The following is a 17,464-nucleotide window of genomic DNA, read 5'->3' on the forward strand; positions in this document are numbered from 1 at the left end:
CAAGTCGGACGGTTTATCAGCAAGGATCCGATCGGGTTTGCGGGTGGGCTGAATGTCTATGCGTATGCGCCGAATCCAGTGGGGTGGGTTGATCCGTTTGGGCTCTCAAAATCAGGGAGAAAACCAACTCCATCAGCAAAATCAAACATTGCCAACCGACAATGTTGCGCACACAAATGGAGCGTCGAACGATATGACAGAAAGTGTAACGGGCATATTCCTGGAGTAGGAAACGTAACTCTATTTCGAGATCCGAAAGACGGCTATTGGTACTCAGCCGATAAAACCGAACACGGAGGAAGCGCGTGGAAATTGTTCACAGAATCGAGAAGCGCCGGAACCCTAGAGTGGACAGCAGACCTCAATGAGTATGGAGACATCATGAAAGGAAAGCATAAAGGCTCGACAGGCCGCTCCGTCGACCTAAAGAAATTAAAATGCCAGGACAAAAAATGATCATTTCAGCCGAGGAATTTATCAATCTTATCAACAGCAACATTGAAGCTGACAATAAAAGAGCCATTACCGAAGAGGCAGATGAGAGCGTCTGGGAGAATGTAATCGCAAAATATCCAGACTATGAATTTTTTATACTGCAAAACGAAACTATCCAGCCCAACACAATAAATCTTTTGTCAAAAAGTGAAAACTGGAAGACAAGGCATGGCATTGCAAAAAAAAGAAGATCTGATACTAAGATATTAGCCCTCCTATCAAATGACGAGAACCCCATAGTTAGACAGGCGATTGCGTCAAACCAAAAAACACCTCATGCAATACTTAAACGTCTGTGTTCGGATACCGATGACAGAGTTAGTCGCGTTGCCAACTACAACATCAGACTTCGACCTCAGCAGTGAATTCCAATCAACTAAAAAATCGTGCCCTATCACTCCAAGGATCTCTTCTTTATGAAATGTATTGCTCGCCTAAGTGACTTTACAAACCACGGAGGACTCTTCAACAAAACCATGCCCCACCCTGTGTCTCAACGGCAAACTAATGGTAGCCAAAGGCTAACTAGTGATGTGCCGCCCCTGTGCATGGGGTCGATTGTCGAAGACAGCAACAGCTATTCCGTCAACGGCGTTCCGGTGGTATTGAACGGCATGAAGACTACCTACAGTGCCAAGCTGATCGCCAGCGGCTCGTGGGCATCAATTCACCGCTGAACATGTCAGCGAGCGTTCTTTAACAGTTCAGTATCACCACCATTGGCTCAACAACGCCAACGCCAACGCCTGCGATCTCCATCAAAATCCGCGATGCTAAAAGCCGTCTGCTCAGCCACACCGACGCTCCCGACCTGCAAACTGCAGTGGTTTTACGATGCGGCGGGCAATAACACCCGCGAACACCAGCACCTGCACCTCTACAAACCCTGCCACGTTGCCATCTGGCAGCACGCGTACGACGCCCTCAACCAACGCATCGCCACCACCCGCCCCGACGGCCACCGGGTCAGTTGGTTGACCTACGGCAGCGGCCATTTGTTGGCGATGAAAGTCGACGACATCGAACTGCTCAGCTACCAGCGCGACGACCTGCATCGAGAAATCGCCCGCCACCAAGGCAACGGCCTACAACAACGCCAGAGCTGGACGCCCAACGGCCAGTTACAGGAACAAACCGTAGCCCTTAGCGGCTCAAGCACGCGCCTGCTAGTGCGCAACTACCGCTATGACGACGCCGGGCAGTTGACCGACCTGCACGACAACCGCCGTGGCGACATCAACTACCGTTACGACCCGCTCGGCCGCCTGCTCGGAGCCAGCAGCCAGTACAAAGAAGAAACCTTCGCCTTCGACCCGGCCAGCAACCTGCTCGACCCCAAGGCCCCGCGCCGGCCCATCCACCACCCGCCGCCCAAGCTTCTCGACAACCTGCTGCGCGACTACGTCGGCCAGCACTACACCTACGACGCCCGCGGCAACCTGCTTGAACGCCTCGACAACGGCAAAAAAGCCCGCTTCACCTGGGACCTCTACGACCGCCTGACCCGCTACGAAGACGACCGCCTCACCGCCGACTTCGCCTACGACGCACTGGGGCGAAGGGTAGCCAAATACTCCAAAGCCCACTGCCCGCCCAGCCCCGGCGCCGGCCCGGCGTGGATCGAGCAACAGCAGCGCACGCTCAACGCCCAATACGACTGCGGCCGAAACATCTACGGCTGGGACGGCGACACTCTGGCTTACGCATCTCGCCCCCCTGAAACCCGCCGATCAATACGGCGCAACGCCTCCCTCCAAACCTAAAACCGATCAACACTCCCACCCCGCATAACCCATCGCCTTTTAACACCAGACGGTGGCCGTTTGGTGCCAACGGTGCGTACTATGACGCCCGTTTCAATAACGCGATCCAAGCGCCCCATACGGCGGTGTATGCCTTGCGCTGACACCTTTTGACTTCTTTGAGAACAGCATGACTTTTGACTTCGATACGCTGCTGGATCGTGCCGGCAGCGGCAGTAAAAAATGGGGCCGCTATCCGGATGAGGTTCTGCCGATGTGGGTCGCGGACATGGATTTTGCCGTCGCGCCGGTCATTCAGCAGGCCTTGCAACAGCGCATTGCACACCCTGCTTTCGGTTATTGTCTGGCGACCGACGCGTTGCGTAACACGCTGGTTGATTACCTTTGGCATGCCTATACCTGGCGGATCGAACCTCAGGACCTGGTGTTTCTGCCAGGTATAGAACCCGGCGTCAGTATGGCGCTGCGCTCATTGATCGAACCGGGTGCGGGGGTGGTTGTGCAGACCCCAAACTATTCGCCGCTGCGTAATGCCGCCAGCCATTGGCGGTTGCCAAGCATTGAGTTGCCCTTCCAGGCCGATGTCCAAGGCAACTGCTATACCGATATCCCTGCACTGCACGAGGCGTTGACCAACGCCGGTGCACTGCTGTTGAGCAACCCGCACAATCCGTTGGGCAAAAGCTTTTCTGCCAGCGAACTGACAGATATTGGTCATGCCTGTGTCGAGCACAACGCGCTGATCATCAGCGACGAAATTCACGCCGATCTGCAATTCGATGGTCTGCGCCATGTGCCTATTGCGTCACTTGATCCGCAGTTCGCGCACCGCACGGTGACTCTGATGTCAGCCAGCAAGGCTTATAACATCGCCGGTCTGAAGACCGCGTTTGCGGTGATCCAGAACCCGCAGCTACGTGAACGGTTTGATAACGCCCGCGCCGGCATGGTCGACAGTGTGAATGCCTTGGGCCTGGAAGCCACTCGCGCCGCCTACGCCGATGCAAAACCGTGGTTGACCGAGTTGCTGGCTTACCTGCAGGGCAACCGTGACTATCTGCTCGACGCCGTGCGCACGCGGCTGCCGGGTATTACCCTGCACGCGCCGCAAAGCACTTATCTGGCCTGGCTGGACTGCTCGGCCCTGGGCCTGGACGACCCGCAGCGCTTTTTCCTCGAAGAAGCCAAGGTTGCCCTGAGCGCCGGGACTGAGTTCGGCGCGGCCTATCAGCAATTTGTACGGCTCAATTTCGGTTGCCCGCGTTCGACCCTGGAAGAAGGTCTGGCCCGAATGGAACGCAGCTTGAGGGGCACCACAAAACCGTAGGAGCGAGCTTGCCTCGCGATCTTTTGATGTTAAAGGATCGCAGCCTTCGTACCTCGACAGCGACTACAGTTGCGTAGCGCTTTACGGTAGGTGCCAAACATGGCCGCAAACAACACCCTACAACCCACCGGTGGCAGGCCGATACGCAACCTGCCACGCTTGAGGTCGAGCAGTTCGTTGATTTCAGCGAGCATGTCACTACGCTCAGAGAGCAAAACAAGTGCACGCCGGCAGGCGATATCACCGGCAGCCGTCAGCTAAACTTTGTGACCGGCGCGGTTAAACAAGGGCATGCCCAACTCGTCTTCAAGGGACTTGAACGCCTTGCTGACGCAGAATTGGTTTTTGCCTATCTTGAACCCACCTCGGCGACACGGCGCGGTCACTGAGCTCATCTGGTTTTTGAGGAATGATTGACATGATTATTTCATCCGCTTCCGATTATCGCGAAGCCGCTAAACGCAAGTTACCGCGCTTTCTGTTCGACTACATCGACGGCGGCGCCTACGCCGAGCACACCCTGCGCGCCAACAGCGCCGATCTCTCGTCCATCAGCTTGCGCCAACGCATCCTGCGAAATGTCGAGAGCCTGAGCCTCAAGACCATGCTGTTTGGCCAGGAACACGCAATGCCGGTCATCCTCAGCCCGGTCGGCCTGACCGGCATGTTCGCCCGTCGCGGTGAAGTGCAGGTGGCCAAGGCTGCCGCCAACAAGGGCATCCCTTATTGCCTGTCGACGGTGTCGGTGTGCTCCATTGAAGAGGTGGCGTCGCAGAGCCCGCAGGCGATCTGGTTTCAGTTGTACGTGCTCAAAGACCGCGGCTTTATGCGCAACGCGCTGGAGCGTGCCCAGGCAGCAGGTGTCACCACCCTGGTGTTTACCGTTGACATGCCCACCCCAGGGGCGCGCTACCGCGATGCCCACTCCGGGATGTCAGGGCCGTACGCCTCCTCGCGGCGCATCCTGCAAGCCATGACCAAGCCAAGCTGGGCGCTAGATGTGGGTCTGTTGGGTCGCCCCCACGACTTGGGCAATATCACTCAATACCGCGGCAAACCAACCACGCTGGAGGACTACATTGGCTGGCTGGCCAACAACTTCGACGCTTCCATCAGTTGGAAAGACTTGGAATGGATCCGTGAGTTCTGGAAAGGCCCGATGATCATCAAGGGCATCCTGGACCCGCAGGACGCCAAGGATGCGGTGAGTTTCGGCGCCGACGGCATCGTTGTCTCCAACCATGGCGGCCGCCAACTCGATGGCGTGCTGTCTACCGCCAAAGCCTTGCCCGCGATTGCCGACAGCGTAGGCGACGACCTGACCGTCCTCGTCGACTCCGGCATTCGTTCCGGGCTGGACGTAGTGCGCATGCTGGCACTGGGCGCAAAAGGATGCTTGCTGGGGCGCTCCAGCGCTTATGCACTGGCGGCTGACGGGCAACACGGGGTTGAAAACCTGCTGGATATCTTCAGCAAGGAAATGCGCGTCGCCATGACGCTCACAGGTGTTACCTCGATCGACCAGATCGACCGCTCTACCCTGACCCAGGGCGATTATTGATTATCGCCCCGGCCTGACGTATTGATCAGGCAGCCAGCCCGCCGTCTATGAGGTAGATGGCGGCAGAAAACGTGACGATCGACAACACGGTACTGATCAAGATGGAAGTCGCGGCCTCGCTCTGATACACACCGGCCTGGTTGGCGAACATGGCCGGTATCGTCGCCGAGGGCAGCGCACTCAACAGGATCATTTGCTGGGCAAACAAACCGTGCCTGCCCAGTACCACCATCGCCCCAAACATCAAGGCCGGCTGAACAAACAGCTTGAGCCCCAGATTGGTCCATACCTCACCCGACATCTTCAGCGTGTCGGTAGACATGATCAAACCCAGACAGAACAGCGAAACCCCTGGCGTCGCCTTGCCCAGAAGGTTGAACGACTCGGCGGCCACGGCGGGCAATTTAAACTCCAGCATAGACAACAGAATGCCCAGCGCAGGCGCCCATACCAGCGGTCGGCGCACTGCCGTTGACAGGCTCGACACAAACGCCTGAACACCGCTGTCTTTACCATCAGCGATAGTCAGCAACGTGATGGTCAGGGGGATCATGATCAAGGTTGCGACAAGGTTTAAGACCAGCACCGAATAGATGCTCTGCGGCCCGTACATGGCACCCAGGATGGGGATCCCCATGAATGCAGCATCCGGAAAACCGTTGACCAGCCCTTTGAGGGTCGCCGCCTTGAGGTCGCGAAGGCGCAGCCAGCCAATGCCCAGCGCCAGCAGGAACATGCCAATGATGCCAATCACCGTCGCGAAAATGTACTTGAAGTCCAAAAGCTGCGCCCGCGGCGTGTTCGCCATGCCAACGAAAAGCAGAGCCGGCATGATCCAGCCGAGCACTAGGCGGCTGATCAACAAGCTGTCCGAGTGGGTTAACTTCCCGCGCTTACCGGCGATGAAGCCGAGGAGGATGACGCATGCAACAGGCAAAAGAGGCCCTACTATCCTGTCTAACACTTCTTGAATCCTCGACTTTATTTTTATCTCTGGAGTGTGATCCCGACACGTTCGGCACGCGACATCACACCCGGTAACTGCGGCTACCGAACGTTGCACACGCGGGCGATGAATTCGGGGTCAATACAGCGGATCAGATGGCCTAGGCCTGGGCGCCCATACACAGGCGGTTTATCAACCGTGTCGAGCAGCAGTTGTGCTGGGGTGTTGCGCCGTTTGAGCCGGTCACGCGCTAACGCGCTGTCGGTTTCAAAGTCAGCGGAAAGTAATTGAGCTACCGTTGTTCAGCAAATTAAAAAACATGACTTATTCTTCATTTTCGATCTGAGCGGCGCGCAACATTATTGTGATTTTCCGAATAGAGATTGCAGCCAAGCCCTATTTATTCAGCCCAACGAACATGCAAACCTTTAGACAGAGCACACTTCAGCTCACCCGCACGACTACGCAGGCGTTCCGGGAGCCAAGTTATTTTCTTAAGGGTTTTAACTCATGAACACGTCCAGCAAAAAAGTCGCCATCGTTACCGGATCCTCACGGGGCATTGGCGCAGCCATTGCCGAACGCCTTGCCCACGATGGTTTCGCAGTGGTGGTCAACTATTCGGGCAATGCGGCGCCAGCCCACGCTCTGGTCGATAAGATCACTCAGCAGGGTGGCAGCGCGCTCGCGGTTCAGGCCGATGTCAGCGACAGTGCGGCGGTCAAGCGACTGTTCGAAACCACCATCACAACCTTTGGCGGTGTCGATGTGCTGGTCAACAATGCCGGGATCATGGCGCTATCCCCCTTGGGCGATACCGACGACGCGACCTTCGACCGACTGCTGGCGATCAACTTCAAGGGCACCTTCAATACCCTGCGCGAAGCGACCAAACACCTGCGTGATGGCGGGCGGATCGTCAACTTTTCGTCCAGCGTGACCGCCCTGCTGCAACCGACCTATTCGATCTATGCCGCCACCAAAGCCGCAGTAGAAGCCATGACCAGCGCTCTGGCCAAGGAACTGCGCGGCCGCAACATCACAATCAACGCCGTGGCCCCCGGCCCGACGGCAACCGACCTGTTTCTTAACGGCAAACCTCAGGAGGTGATCGATCGCCTGGCCAAACTGGCGCCGCTGGAGCGCTTGGGCGAACCTGCAGATATCGCAGCAGTTGTGTCGTTCCTCTCGGGTCCGGACGGTGCCTGGATCAACGGCCAGACCCTGCGCGCCAACGGCGGGATTATTTGATAAGGGCCTGTTTGCTGCCTACCGCACGGTTGGCAGCAAACAGGCCCAAAACAGCGTTCTAACGCCTGCGCGCAGGCAAGTCGGTGCAACTGCCGAGGGCAACCTCGGCAGCCATGCCGACCGTCTCACCCAAGGTGGGGTGCGGGTGAAGGGTCTTGCCGATGTCCAGGGCGTCGGCCCCCATTTCGATGGCCAGGCACACTTCACTGATCAAATCACCCGCCCCGGTGCCGACAATGCCGCCGCCGATCACACGCCGCGTGCCGGCATCGAACACCAGTTTGGTCAGACCTTCATCGCGGCCGTTGGCAATCGCGCGGCCTGATGCAGCCCACGGGAACACCGCCACCTCTACCTTGATGCCTTGGGCTTTGGCTTCTTGCTGAGTCAGCCCGGCCCACGCCACCTCCGGATTGGTGTAGGCAACCCCGGGGATCTGCAACGCATCAAAATGGCTGCACGCCAGCTCAGGGTTATTCAGGGCCTCACCCGCCGCCACTTCGGCGGCGACATGGCCTTCGTGCACGGCTTTGTGCGCCAGCATGGGCTGACCAACAATGTCACCGATCGCGAAGATGTGCGGCACAGTGCTGCGCATCTGCTTGTCGACGCGGATAAACCCGCGCTCATCCACATGGACACCGGCCTTGTCAGCGCCGATCCGGTCGCCATTGGGTTTGCGCCCGACCGCGACCAGCACCAAGTCATAACACTGCGGTTCGGCAGGCGCTTGCTCACCGTCAAAGGTCACCCAGATGCCCTGCTCGCTGGCCTCGGCGCTCACCGTGCGGGTATTGACCATCACCCGATCAAAACGCGGGTGGTTGTACTGCTCCCAGACCTTGACCAAGTCGCGATCAGGCCCCTGCATCAGGCCATCCAGCCTTTCGACCACGTCGATGCGTGCACCAAGGGCCGAATAGACGGTAGCCATTTCCAGGCCGATAATCCCGCCACCCACCACCAGCATGCGTTTGGGCACCGTCTTGAGTTCAAGGGCGCCGGTGGAGTCCACGATGCGTGGATCATCCGGCATGAACGGCAACGTCACCGGTTGGCTACCGGCAGCAATCACGCACTGCTTGAACCGGATCACCTGCTTTTCACCCGTCAGCTCAAGACCTGTGCCCGAGCACAGCGAGACCTCAAGGTGATGCGGGTCCAGAAAACGCCCGACCCCGCGCACAACCTCAACCTTTCGCCCCTTGGCCATCCCCGCCAGCCCGCTGGTCAGTGTGTTGACCACCGCCTCTTTGTGACGACGCAACGTACCCAGATCAACTTGACCAACACCAAACTCAATGCCCATGGCGGCCAAGTGCGGCACTTCCTCCATCACCGCAGCGATATGCAGCAACGCTTTGGAGGGGATGCAGCCAACATTCAGGCACACGCCGCCCAAGGTGGCATAGCGCTCAACCAACAGGGTTTTCTGGCCCAGATCGGCCGAGCGAAAGGCCGCCGAATAGCCGCCGGGGCCGCCACCCAGCACCAGCACATCGCACTCAACACTCACATCGTTCACCTGACTCATGTGCGCCCTCCTCACAGGATAATTCGACGAAAGTCAGCCAACAGCGCTGCCAGATGCTGAAGGAAGCGCGCCGCAGCCGCGCCATCGACCACGCGGTGATCCCACGAAAGCGCCAGCGGCAGGACCAGGCGCGGGGCAAACGTCTGGCCATCCCACAAGGGCCTCATCTGTGCCCGGGTTACCCCCAGGATGGCTACTTCCGGGGCGTTGATAATCGGGTTAAAGCCGGTGCCGCCAATCCCGCCCAGGCTGGAAACGGTGAAGGTCCCTCCGCTCATGTCGGCAGGCCCCAACTTGCCGTCCCGGGCCTTTTTTGCCAGTTCTGCGCACTCTGTGGCGATCTGGCCGATACCTTTGTGCTCGACATCGCGAATCACCGGCACCACCAGCCCATTGGGCGTGTCCGCAGCAAAACCGATGTGGCAGTACTGCTTCACAATCAGGACCGGCTCACCGTCTTCATGGCCCAGTGAACTGTTGAACGCCGGGAAAGCCTTCAGCGTCGCGGCCGCCGCCTTGATCAGAAATGCCAGCAAGGTGTACTTGATCACTTCCTTGCTGCCCTCCTGATTGAGTTGAACCCTGAATGCCTCCAGGTCGGTGATGTCTACCTCCTCGTTATTGGTGACATGGGGAATCATCACCCAGTTGCGCGACAGGTTGGCCCCCGAGATTTTCTTGATGCGTGACAGCGCCACTTTTTCAACCGGACCGAACCGGGCAAAATCCACCTCCGGCCACGGCAGCAGATTGAGCCCGACGCTTTGCCCAGGGCTATCCAGACGCACCATGGCGTCCTTGACGAAGCGTTCGACATCCTCGCGCAGCATGCGCCCGCCCTTGCCGGTGGGCACCACGCGCGACACATCCACCCCCAATTTGCGCGCATAACTGCGCACGGAGGGGCTGGCGTGCGGCTTGGCCGCCGATGGGTTGACCGCCGGGACTGCCGCCGGGGCCGATGGCGCAGTGACAGCCACAGGCGCAACACTGATTTGCGCAGGGCTGCTGACTGCCGGTTGAGGCGCAGGCTCGGCACTCACCGCCACCTTTAACGTCAACATGGGGCTGCCCCTGGACACCCGATCACACTCTTTAACGGTCACCGCCACCACAACCCCGGCCTCGGGGCTGGGTACATCCATCGAGGCCTTGTCCGACTCCAGGGTCAGCAAGGGCTCATCGATTGCCACTGTGTCGCCCGGTTTGACCAACACTTCAATCACCGGGAGGTCTTTGAAGTCCCCAATGTCCGGGACATGAATCTCTCTGATTTCACTCATGACTTACCGCCGCATAAAAAAGGGAAGACAACCGTTAGCGCGTCCAGGGCGCGGGACGATCACCGCCCAGCCCATAACGCTCAACAGCCTCAGCCAACACCTGTCGCGGTAAACGGCCGTCACGCACCAGGCCGTCCAAAGCCGCCAAAACAATCTGCTGGCGGTCCACTTCAAAGAAGTCACGCAAGGCGGCGCGGGTATCACTGCGGCCAAAGCCATCGGTGCCCAGCGCAATAAAGCGCGCATCGACATAACTGGCGATCAGTTGCGGCCAGGCGCGAACATAGTCAGAGGCGGCAATCACCGGCGCATCGCCAGCCAGCGACGCACACAGATGGCTGACCTGCTCAGGCTCGGCCGGGTTGAGCCGGTTGTGCCGCTCGACCTCACGGGCTTCGCGCGCCAGCTCGCTGAAACTGGTGACACTCCACACCTCACTCGCGACCTGCCAGTCGGTTGCGAGCATTTCAGACGCAGCGATCACTTCGCGCAAAATAGTCCCGCTGCCCAGCAGCCGGACCGAACCACGGGGCGCATCAGCCTCTGTCTGTGCATAGCGGTACATGCCGCGAATAACCTGGGCTTCGACGCCACTCGGCAGTGACGGCTGAGCGTAGTTTTCGTTCATCACGGTGATGTAATAGAACTCATCGACATCGCGCTCCATCATCTGGCGCATGCCATGGTCGACAATCACCGCCAGTTCACCTGCGAACGCCGGGTCATAGGCGCGGCAGTTGGGTACGGTGGCCGCCACCACGTGGCTACTGCCGTCCTGATGCTGCAGCCCTTCGCCGCCCAAGGTGGTTCGCCCGGCGGTTGCGCCGAGTAAAAAGCCCCGTGCACGTTGGTCCGCCGCAGCCCAAATCAAGTCCGCAACCCGCTGAAAACCAAACATGGAGTAATAGATGTAGAACGCCAGCATCGGCTTGCCATGGGCACTGTACGAGGTCGCAGCCGCCACCCACGAAGAAATCGCCCCGGCTTCGGTGATGCCCTCCTCCAGCAACTGACCATCGCGGGCTTCGCGGTAATAGAGCATGGAACCCGCGTCTTCAGGCTCGTACAACTGGCCCAGCGGCGAGTAAATGCCGATCTGGCGAAACAGATTGGCCATGCCAAAGGTGCGCGCTTCATCCGCCACAATCGGCACGATTCGCGGCCCCAGTTCTTTGTCCTTGAGCAAACCGCCCAGCATGCGGACCACGGCCATGGTGGTGGACATTTCCTTGCCATCGGCTTCAAAGGCGAAACGCGCGTAGTCCGCCATGGCCGGTATGGCGACGTGCTCACTGCCCTTGTTACGCGCAGGCAGGTAACCACCCAAAGCGTTGCGGCGTTCGCGCAGATAGCGCATTTCCTGGCTGTCTTCAGCCGGGCGATAAAAGCGCAACTGCGCTACATCATCATCCGACAGCGGCAAGGCGAAGCGATCCCGAAACGCCTTGAGCGCATCGATATCCAGCTTCTTGGCCTGGTGCGAGGTCATGCGTGACTCCCCCGCGCCGCCCATACCATAGCCTTTTTTGGTCTTGGCGAGGATGACCGTCGGCTGGCCTTTGTGCGCCTTGGCAGCGGCGAATGCGGCATACAGCTTGCGCAAGTCATGCCCGCCACGCTTGAGGGCATCAATCTCGGCATCCGACATGTGCGAGACCAGCGCCTGAATCTCCGGATCCTGCTGGAAGAAGTGCAGCAAATTGTAGGCGCCATCCTTGGAACCCAACGTCTGGTACAGACCATCGACCGTCTGGGCGAAGCGTTGCAACAAGGCGTTGTGGGTGTCCCGGGCAAACAGCGGGTCCCAGTCCGAGCCCCAGATCACTTTGATCACATTCCAGCCAGCACCGGTAAACAGGGCTTCAAGTTCTTGAATGACCTGGCCGTTACCGCGCACCGGGCCATCCAGACGCTGCAAGTTGCAGTTGACGATAAAGGTCAGGTTGTCGAGCTTTTCCCGCGCCGCGAGCGTGAGCCCGGCAATCGACTCGGGCTCATCCATTTCACCGTCACCGAAGACGCCCCAGACATGGCGCTCGGCGGTGTCGGCCAAGTGGCGGTGTTCGAGGTAACGCATGTACCGCGCCTGATAGATCGCACTGATCGGGCCGATGCCCATCGAGCCGGTCGGGAATTGCCAGAAGTCCGGCATCAACCAAGGGTGCGGATATGAACTCAGGCCGTTGCCGCCGACTTCCTGACGATAGTTCGCCAGTTGCTCTTCAGACAAGCGCCCCTCAAGGAACGCCCGGGCATAGACCCCTGGTGCCGAGTGCGGCTGGAAAAACACCAGATCGCCGCCATGCTGCTCATCACGGGCACGGAAAAAATGGTTGAACCCCACCTCGAAAATTTCAGCGGCAGAGGCGTAACTGGCGATATGCCCGCCCAGTTCGCCGTAGGCCTGATTGGCGCGCACCACCATGGCCAATGCATTCCAGCGAATGATTGCGGTAATCCGTTCCTCGACGGCCAGGTCGCCCGGGTAAGGCCCCTGGCGTTCAATCGAAAGGGTATTTCGATAGGCCGAGTACGGATGCACCTGCGCGGTGACGCCAAGTGCTCTTGCGTGTTGCTCCAGTTGTTTGAGTAAAAACTGGCCGCGTTCGCAGCCGGCCTTCCGTACCACGGCCTCCAGCGACTCCCGGGTTTCATCGCGGTCACTGTCAACCGGCACACGTTCGTTTGGCACACCCATGGTGGCCTCCTTGATTATTATTTGAGGGCGCAGCTGTAGTCGCTGTCGAGGCGCGAAGGCTGCGATGCGGGCCGCAGGACCGCCGTTTCATCTCTCGCAGCCTCGTGCCTTTGCAGCGACTACAGGCTTTGGGTGAAGGTGTCGCGGTAGGCGTAAAGGCCCGGAGTGCCGCCGGTCATAACGAACAGCACGTTATCGCCAGCGCGGTAGCGGCCTTGGCCAAGGTCAGCCAGCAGGCCTGCGAAGGCCTTGCCCGAGTAAACCGGGTCAACCAGCAGCCCTTCGCAACGGGCCATGAGGTGTACGGCTTCGATCATCGCCGGTGTCGGCAGCCCGTAGCCTTCCCCCAGTTGGCTGCCATCGATATGGATGGCCTGCGGCGCAAGGGTGGCTGCATGACCGAGCAGCGCCAGCGCCTCTTGAGTCAGCTGCCGCGTCCTGCTCGCAGAGGTTTGCTGATCGGCCAGCACCGACCAGGACTTCACGGTCGAAGCCCCACGCCCCAGCAGCTCAAAGCCCGCCGCGAGCCCGGCATGGGTGCCCGCACTGCCATTGGGAATCACCACTTCGCTGAAATTAACGCCCAACTCGATCTCTTGCTGTGCGATTTCTGCCGCGCAACGGGCGTAGCCCAGGCTACCCAACGGCGTCGAGCCGCCAGTTGGAATCACCATGACGTTGCGCCCTGCGGCTCTCAATTCATCGGCTCGCTGCTCGGCGGCGGCCAGGGCGTCGGCCCCCTTGGCCAGCACCTGTATCCGGGCACCAAAAAGCTGATCCAGCAGGACGTTGCCGTTGAGTTCGTAATCGGTGTCGACCTTGGGCACCGAGCGGGTCAGAATCAACTCGCAGGCCATGCCCAGTCGGGCACACACCGCCGCCGTTAAGCGCGCATGATTGGACTGAATACCGCCAACCGTAATCAGCGTATCAACACCGTTTTTCAGCGCGCCGCCGAGATGAAACTCAAGCTTGCGCAGCTTGTTGCCGCCCCCGCCGATGTGCATGTGATCATCACGCTTGAGGTAAAGGCCGACGCCTTGCTCGCGCAAGCCCAACTCCTGCTCAAGCCGCTCGGCGCGTTGAATGCGGGTGGCGCCCTGCAACACATCTGCCCGGGGAAAGGCCGCCAAAGCCTTGTCCAGTCTGGTTTGCATGTTCTGTGACCTCATCGCTGATGTTTATTCTTAATTAATATAGGAACAAACCAGCGGGTAATAAACGCACTAAAAGTTAGTACTTGTATAACCTGAGGTTCGCAATCAATGTCGCCCGCTGTTCAGGCCGCAAACTGCGCTATAAGGGTTTTCAGTTTTTTATCTGTACAGCCAGAAGGCATTTTTTATGAGCAAGCTCAGGCAAATGGAAGTCTTTGTGGCGGTCGTCGAGGCGGGCAGTTTTGCTGAGGCTGCGGTTCAGGTGGGCATGTCGGCGGTCATGGTCGGGCGGCATATTCAGAGCCTTGAAACAGCCTTGAACACCCGGCTGATTCAGCGAACAACGCGCCGCCAGTCCGTCACCGGTGAAGGCCGGTTGTTTTACGCCGAAGCCAAAACCGCCCTTGAGCAGATCGAGTACGCCTTCAAGCGCGTCGAGGCCTCCACCGACAAACCCAGCGGCCTGCTGCGCGTGACCGCGCCGATGACCCTGGGCAGTGCGTTGATTGGTCCACTCGTCACCGAATTCATGCAGCTGTATCCCGAGATTCAGATTGAGCTGATCTTGAGCAATAAGGTCGTGGACCTCTACGAAAGCTCATTTGATCTGGGCTTCAGGATTTCCGAGCGGGTGGACGTCAACCTCGTCTGCAGGCCACTGCCGCCCTACCGGATGGTGATCTGCGCGGCGCCCAAATACCTGGCCACCTGGCAGGCGCCGCAGACCCCGGAGGATCTGTCCACACACCGGATTTTGACCCACACCTCGTGGAACAATCGCTTTGCCTGGCCCTTGCGCCAAGGCAACAAGGACGTTCCGTGGCCCGAGCAGGCGGTCCTCAAAAGCAACGATGGCAAGGTGCTGCTTGAAGCGGCCATTGCCGGCTGCGGAATCTTGATGCAGCCGGATTTTCTGGTAGCCGCGGCATTGGCCAGTGGCGAGCTGGTGCCGCTGATGAGTGCCTGCGCACCGGAGCCCAAGCCGGTGCAAATGGTCTATTTGCGCTCAAAAAAATCACTGCCCAAGCTGAATGCCTTTGTCACGTTCATCAGCGAACGGCTGGGCTCGTCTACGCCTGAGCCACACGCTCACTGACCGAAAATAGACGTTCGATGCTCGATCCACTTGAGCAACTCTTCGGCCCCCACCGATTGCGGTTTGTTGAGCTTGACCAACAGCCGGGCATGCACATTCTCGAACAGCGGGTGATCGATCGAGCGGGTCACCAGCGCGCCGCTGACCCGGTCGTTGAAGGCCGAGAACTCGCTCATCATCGTTACCGCATCACCGCTCATCACATACCGCCTGAGGGCCGTCAGGGAGTTGGTGACCATGGCCGGGCGAATAGACAGGTTTTCGGTATGCAGCACGAGCTGAATGATTTGCCCCAGGCCGTATTCCGACGGCATCACTGCCAGCGGGTAACGCAAGATGTCTTCCAGCTTCAACGGCTCGCTGAGCTGCGCCAACGGATGGCCCGAGCGCATGAGTAAACGAACCGGCTGCAAGGACGACGCGCGATAGGTCACGTCAGGGTGCGCCGGGGGGTTGTAGGCCAGGCCAATGCTCGCGGCGCTTTGCGCGACTTCTTCAAGCACGCTGTTGACCGGCAACACGTCCAGCGTAATGCGAATGCCGGGATAGGTGTCGGTGAACTCACTCAAGACCTTATCGATCAGCAAGTCGATAAAGCCCTCGCTGATAACAATCCGGATATCCCCTTCCCTCAAGCCTTTAAGCCCGCGCAAGCGGTCTTCGAGGTGTTCTTGCTGCGCCTGGCAGCCACGCCAGAACTCCAGAAGAAACTGCGCCGCTTCAGTCGGCACCACACCGCGGGCTTGGCGTTCAAACAAGACGCTGCCGACCTCTTCCTCCAGCAATTGAATTTGCCGGGTAATCACAGAAGGCGCGGTGTTCAGATTCTCCGCCGCTCCGCGAATGGAGCCGCTGGAAAGGACTTCATAGAAATAGCGCATTCGACGTTGATTCAGATCTCTCACGATAAACCTGCTGCTCAATGACTGTTGCTTACAGAGCAACGCTAGCATTTAAAAGTTGCTCTTGCTCACACAAGGTTTGCACCTGAATATCGATCGAACAATAAAAAGATCCCGTGGAGAGCCGTATGCACAGCAGCAAGCCAGCGAGTGAGCTTTCAGCCATCTATCGAAAGATTGACTGGCGGTTATTACCTTTTTTGCTCGTGTGTTACTTCGTGGCGTATCTGGACCGGGTCAATGTGGGCTTTGCCAAGTTGCAAATGCAAAGCGACCTGAACTTGTCCGATGCCGCTTATGGGCTGGGCGCCGGTATCTTTTTTATCGGCTACGCCTTGTTCGAGACGCCGAGCAACCTGCTACTGCCCAAGATCGGCGCACGCAAGACCCTCAGTCGAGTGATGATCTTATGGGGCACCACATCGGCCTGCATGATGTTCGTCGAAACGGAACGGGCGTTTTACGTCTTGCGCTTTTTCCTCGGGGTATTTGAGGCCGGATTCGCGCCGGGCATGTTGTTCTATTTGACCTATTGGTACGGCCGCGAACGGCTGGGGCAAGTGCTGGCAATCGTCATGCTGGCAGCGCCGCTGGGCGGGATCTTTGGCGCGCCGCTCTCGGTATGGCTAATGACTGCGTTCGAAGGCGTACACGGTTTGTCCGGCTGGCAATGGATGTTCTTTCTGGAAGCCATCCCCGCTGTGCTGCTGGGTGTGCTCGCACTGAAAGTGCTGAGTGACAAACCGGCCACCGCGCCCTGGTTGAGTGAACCTGAAAAACAGGCACTGGCAGCGCACATCGGCACAGGTCGGGGCGACCACCATTCGTTCAAACAGGTATTGAAAGACCCGCGGGTTTACCTGATGGCTGCTGGGTATTTCTGTTTGATCTGCGGCATCTATGCCATGAGCTTCTGGCTGCCGACCATCATCAAAGAGTCAGGTATCCACGACACCATGCAGATCGGCTGGTACTCGGCCATTCCTTATATTGGCGCGATGGCGGGCATGTTGATCTTTGCCCGGACCTCAGACCGTTTCTATGAACGGCGCTGGCACACAGCCCTTCCGGCATTGATAGGTGCGATCTGCTTGACCGCGTCGGTGATCTACAAGACCCACTTCGGGTTATCACTGCTGTTCCTGACCTTGGCCACCACCATGATGTGGTCAGCCTACACGGTGTTTTGGGCCATCCCATCGCAGCACTTAAAGGGTGACGCGGCCGCAGGCGGCATTGCCGTCATCAACACCATCGGGCTTACCGGTGGTTTCCTCAGCCCGACGCTGATGGGCTATGTCAAAACGGCCACGGGTAACTCTGACTCGGGCCTGGTGTTCATCTCGGTGATTCTGCTGCTGGGGGCCGTGCTGCTGGCTGCGAATAAACCTGAACACGCTCAGCAAAGAGCAACGTCTAACCAAACCGTTTAAACCCATAATAAAAAGGTG

At 58.7% G+C, this 17,464-nt stretch carries 15 protein-coding genes and 1 pseudogene; 9 read left to right on the forward strand and 7 right to left on the reverse strand.

Translation table 11 applies throughout. The annotated features are described in order from the left end of the window. From AAEZ03_RS14855 to AAEZ03_RS14875, 5 genes are all read left to right on the forward strand, one after another. Nucleotides 1-456 (forward strand): RHS repeat-associated core domain-containing protein (locus tag AAEZ03_RS14855; protein ID WP_350579586.1); only part of this gene is annotated, 456 nt, incomplete at its 5' end. Next, nucleotides 453-860, forward strand: a complete 408-nt coding sequence (locus tag AAEZ03_RS14860; protein WP_153336132.1) for a HEAT repeat domain-containing protein — start codon at nucleotides 453-455, stop codon at nucleotides 858-860. The genes AAEZ03_RS14855 and AAEZ03_RS14860, both read left to right, overlap by 4 nt. Before the next feature lie 168 nt (nucleotides 861-1,028). Next, nucleotides 1,029-1,172 (forward strand): PAAR domain-containing protein, encoded by a 144-nt coding sequence (locus tag AAEZ03_RS14865; RefSeq protein WP_256671063.1) that lies wholly within the window; start codon nucleotides 1,029-1,031, stop codon nucleotides 1,170-1,172. Between the two features lie 93 nt (nucleotides 1,173-1,265). Beyond that, nucleotides 1,266-2,258: a hypothetical protein gene (locus AAEZ03_RS14870; RefSeq protein WP_350579589.1), complete on the forward strand. Its 993-nt coding sequence runs from the start codon at nucleotides 1,266-1,268 to the stop codon at nucleotides 2,256-2,258. Between the two features lie 169 nt (nucleotides 2,259-2,427). Then, nucleotides 2,428-3,585, forward strand: a complete 1,158-nt coding sequence (locus tag AAEZ03_RS14875) for a MalY/PatB family protein (protein WP_350579592.1) — start codon at nucleotides 2,428-2,430, stop codon at nucleotides 3,583-3,585. A gap of 80 nt (nucleotides 3,586-3,665) precedes the next feature. On the opposite strand, the pseudogene AAEZ03_RS14880 reads toward AAEZ03_RS14875, so the two are convergent. After that, nucleotides 3,666-3,980: pseudogene (locus AAEZ03_RS14880) on the reverse strand (LysR family transcriptional regulator); the annotation flags it as partial. 23 nt (nucleotides 3,981-4,003) lie between these two features. Between AAEZ03_RS14880 and lldD the strand changes: the two are divergent. Beyond that, complete coding sequence (gene lldD / locus AAEZ03_RS14885; protein WP_350579594.1) at nucleotides 4,004-5,146, forward strand: FMN-dependent L-lactate dehydrogenase LldD; 1,143 nt, start codon at nucleotides 4,004-4,006, stop codon at nucleotides 5,144-5,146. A gap of 25 nt (nucleotides 5,147-5,171) precedes the next feature. On the opposite strand, the gene AAEZ03_RS14890 is transcribed toward lldD, so the two are convergent. After that, nucleotides 5,172-6,110 (reverse strand): AEC family transporter, encoded by a 939-nt coding sequence (locus AAEZ03_RS14890; protein ID WP_262124524.1) that lies wholly within the window; start codon nucleotides 6,108-6,110, stop codon nucleotides 5,172-5,174. A gap of 492 nt (nucleotides 6,111-6,602) precedes the next feature. Here AAEZ03_RS14890 and AAEZ03_RS14895 point away from each other — a divergent pair, with 492 nt between their 5' ends. Continuing rightward, entirely contained in the window at nucleotides 6,603-7,343 is a 741-nt protein-coding gene (locus tag AAEZ03_RS14895) for an SDR family oxidoreductase (RefSeq protein WP_350579597.1), read from the forward strand. A gap of 58 nt (nucleotides 7,344-7,401) precedes the next feature. Here AAEZ03_RS14895 and lpdA read toward each other — a convergent pair whose 3' ends face one another. The 4 genes from lpdA to AAEZ03_RS14915 form a co-directional block, all read right to left on the reverse strand. Then, nucleotides 7,402-8,877 (reverse strand): dihydrolipoyl dehydrogenase, encoded by a 1,476-nt coding sequence (lpdA, locus tag AAEZ03_RS14900; RefSeq protein WP_350579599.1) that lies wholly within the window; start codon nucleotides 8,875-8,877, stop codon nucleotides 7,402-7,404. Nucleotides 8,878-8,888: 11 nt separating this feature from the next. Beyond that, nucleotides 8,889-10,160, reverse strand: a complete 1,272-nt coding sequence (gene aceF, locus AAEZ03_RS14905) for a dihydrolipoyllysine-residue acetyltransferase (RefSeq protein ID WP_350579601.1) — start codon at nucleotides 10,158-10,160, stop codon at nucleotides 8,889-8,891. A gap of 34 nt (nucleotides 10,161-10,194) precedes the next feature. After that, the gene (gene mdeB, locus AAEZ03_RS14910) at nucleotides 10,195-12,858 is read right to left on the reverse strand and encodes an alpha-ketoglutarate dehydrogenase (RefSeq protein ID WP_350579603.1); all 2,664 of its coding nucleotides are present in this window, start codon (nucleotides 12,856-12,858) and stop codon (nucleotides 10,195-10,197) included. Nucleotides 12,859-12,977: 119 nt separating this feature from the next. Next, nucleotides 12,978-14,015 carry a D-cysteine desulfhydrase family protein gene (locus AAEZ03_RS14915; RefSeq protein ID WP_350579605.1) on the reverse strand — a complete coding sequence of 346 codons (1,038 nt, stop codon included), beginning with the start codon at nucleotides 14,013-14,015 and terminating at the stop codon, nucleotides 12,978-12,980. A 187-nt stretch (nucleotides 14,016-14,202) separates the two neighbouring features. Between AAEZ03_RS14915 and AAEZ03_RS14920 the strand changes: the two genes are divergently transcribed. Next, nucleotides 14,203-15,111, forward strand: a complete 909-nt coding sequence (locus tag AAEZ03_RS14920; protein ID WP_350579607.1) for a LysR substrate-binding domain-containing protein — start codon at nucleotides 14,203-14,205, stop codon at nucleotides 15,109-15,111. On the opposite strand, the gene AAEZ03_RS14925 is transcribed toward AAEZ03_RS14920, so the two are convergent. Continuing rightward, a complete protein-coding gene (locus AAEZ03_RS14925) occupies nucleotides 15,105-16,016 on the reverse strand; it encodes a LysR family transcriptional regulator (protein WP_350579609.1) in 912 nt (303 codons plus the stop codon). The genes AAEZ03_RS14920 and AAEZ03_RS14925 overlap by 7 nt on opposite strands. Before the next feature lie 125 nt (nucleotides 16,017-16,141). On the opposite strand from AAEZ03_RS14925, the gene AAEZ03_RS14930 reads away from it, so the two are divergent. Further along, on the forward strand, nucleotides 16,142-17,446 hold the full coding sequence (locus AAEZ03_RS14930; protein ID WP_350579611.1) for an MFS transporter: 1,305 nt from the start codon (nucleotides 16,142-16,144) through the stop codon (nucleotides 17,444-17,446). Nucleotides 17,447-17,464: the final 18 nt, after the last annotated feature.

Origin of the sequence: Pseudomonas sp. HY2-MNA-CIBAN-0224, from assembly GCF_040310285.1 — a bacterium.
Classification (GTDB): Bacteria; Pseudomonadota; Gammaproteobacteria; order Pseudomonadales; family Pseudomonadaceae; genus Aquipseudomonas; species Aquipseudomonas helleri.

Coding starts and splice junctions, on each gene's coding strand:
- AAEZ03_RS14875 (WP_350579592.1), top strand. CDS start 2,428: ATGACTTTTGACTTCGATACGCTGCTGGATCGTGCCGGCAGCGGCAGT.
- lldD (WP_350579594.1), top strand. CDS start 4,004: ATGATTATTTCATCCGCTTCCGATTATCGCGAAGCCGCTAAACGCAAG.
- mdeB (WP_350579603.1), bottom strand. CDS start 12,858: ATGGGTGTGCCAAACGAACGTGTGCCGGTTGACAGTGACCGCGATGAA.
- AAEZ03_RS14930 (WP_350579611.1), top strand. CDS start 16,142: ATGCACAGCAGCAAGCCAGCGAGTGAGCTTTCAGCCATCTATCGAAAG.
- lpdA (WP_350579599.1), bottom strand. CDS start 8,877: ATGAGTCAGGTGAACGATGTGAGTGTTGAGTGCGATGTGCTGGTGCTG.
- AAEZ03_RS14860 (WP_153336132.1), top strand. CDS start 453: ATGATCATTTCAGCCGAGGAATTTATCAATCTTATCAACAGCAACATT.
- AAEZ03_RS14920 (WP_350579607.1), top strand. CDS start 14,203: ATGAGCAAGCTCAGGCAAATGGAAGTCTTTGTGGCGGTCGTCGAGGCG.
- AAEZ03_RS14915 (WP_350579605.1), bottom strand. CDS start 14,015: ATGCAAACCAGACTGGACAAGGCTTTGGCGGCCTTTCCCCGGGCAGAT.
- AAEZ03_RS14870 (WP_350579589.1), top strand. CDS start 1,266: ATGCTAAAAGCCGTCTGCTCAGCCACACCGACGCTCCCGACCTGCAAA.
- AAEZ03_RS14895 (WP_350579597.1), top strand. CDS start 6,603: ATGAACACGTCCAGCAAAAAAGTCGCCATCGTTACCGGATCCTCACGG.
- aceF (WP_350579601.1), bottom strand. CDS start 10,160: ATGAGTGAAATCAGAGAGATTCATGTCCCGGACATTGGGGACTTCAAA.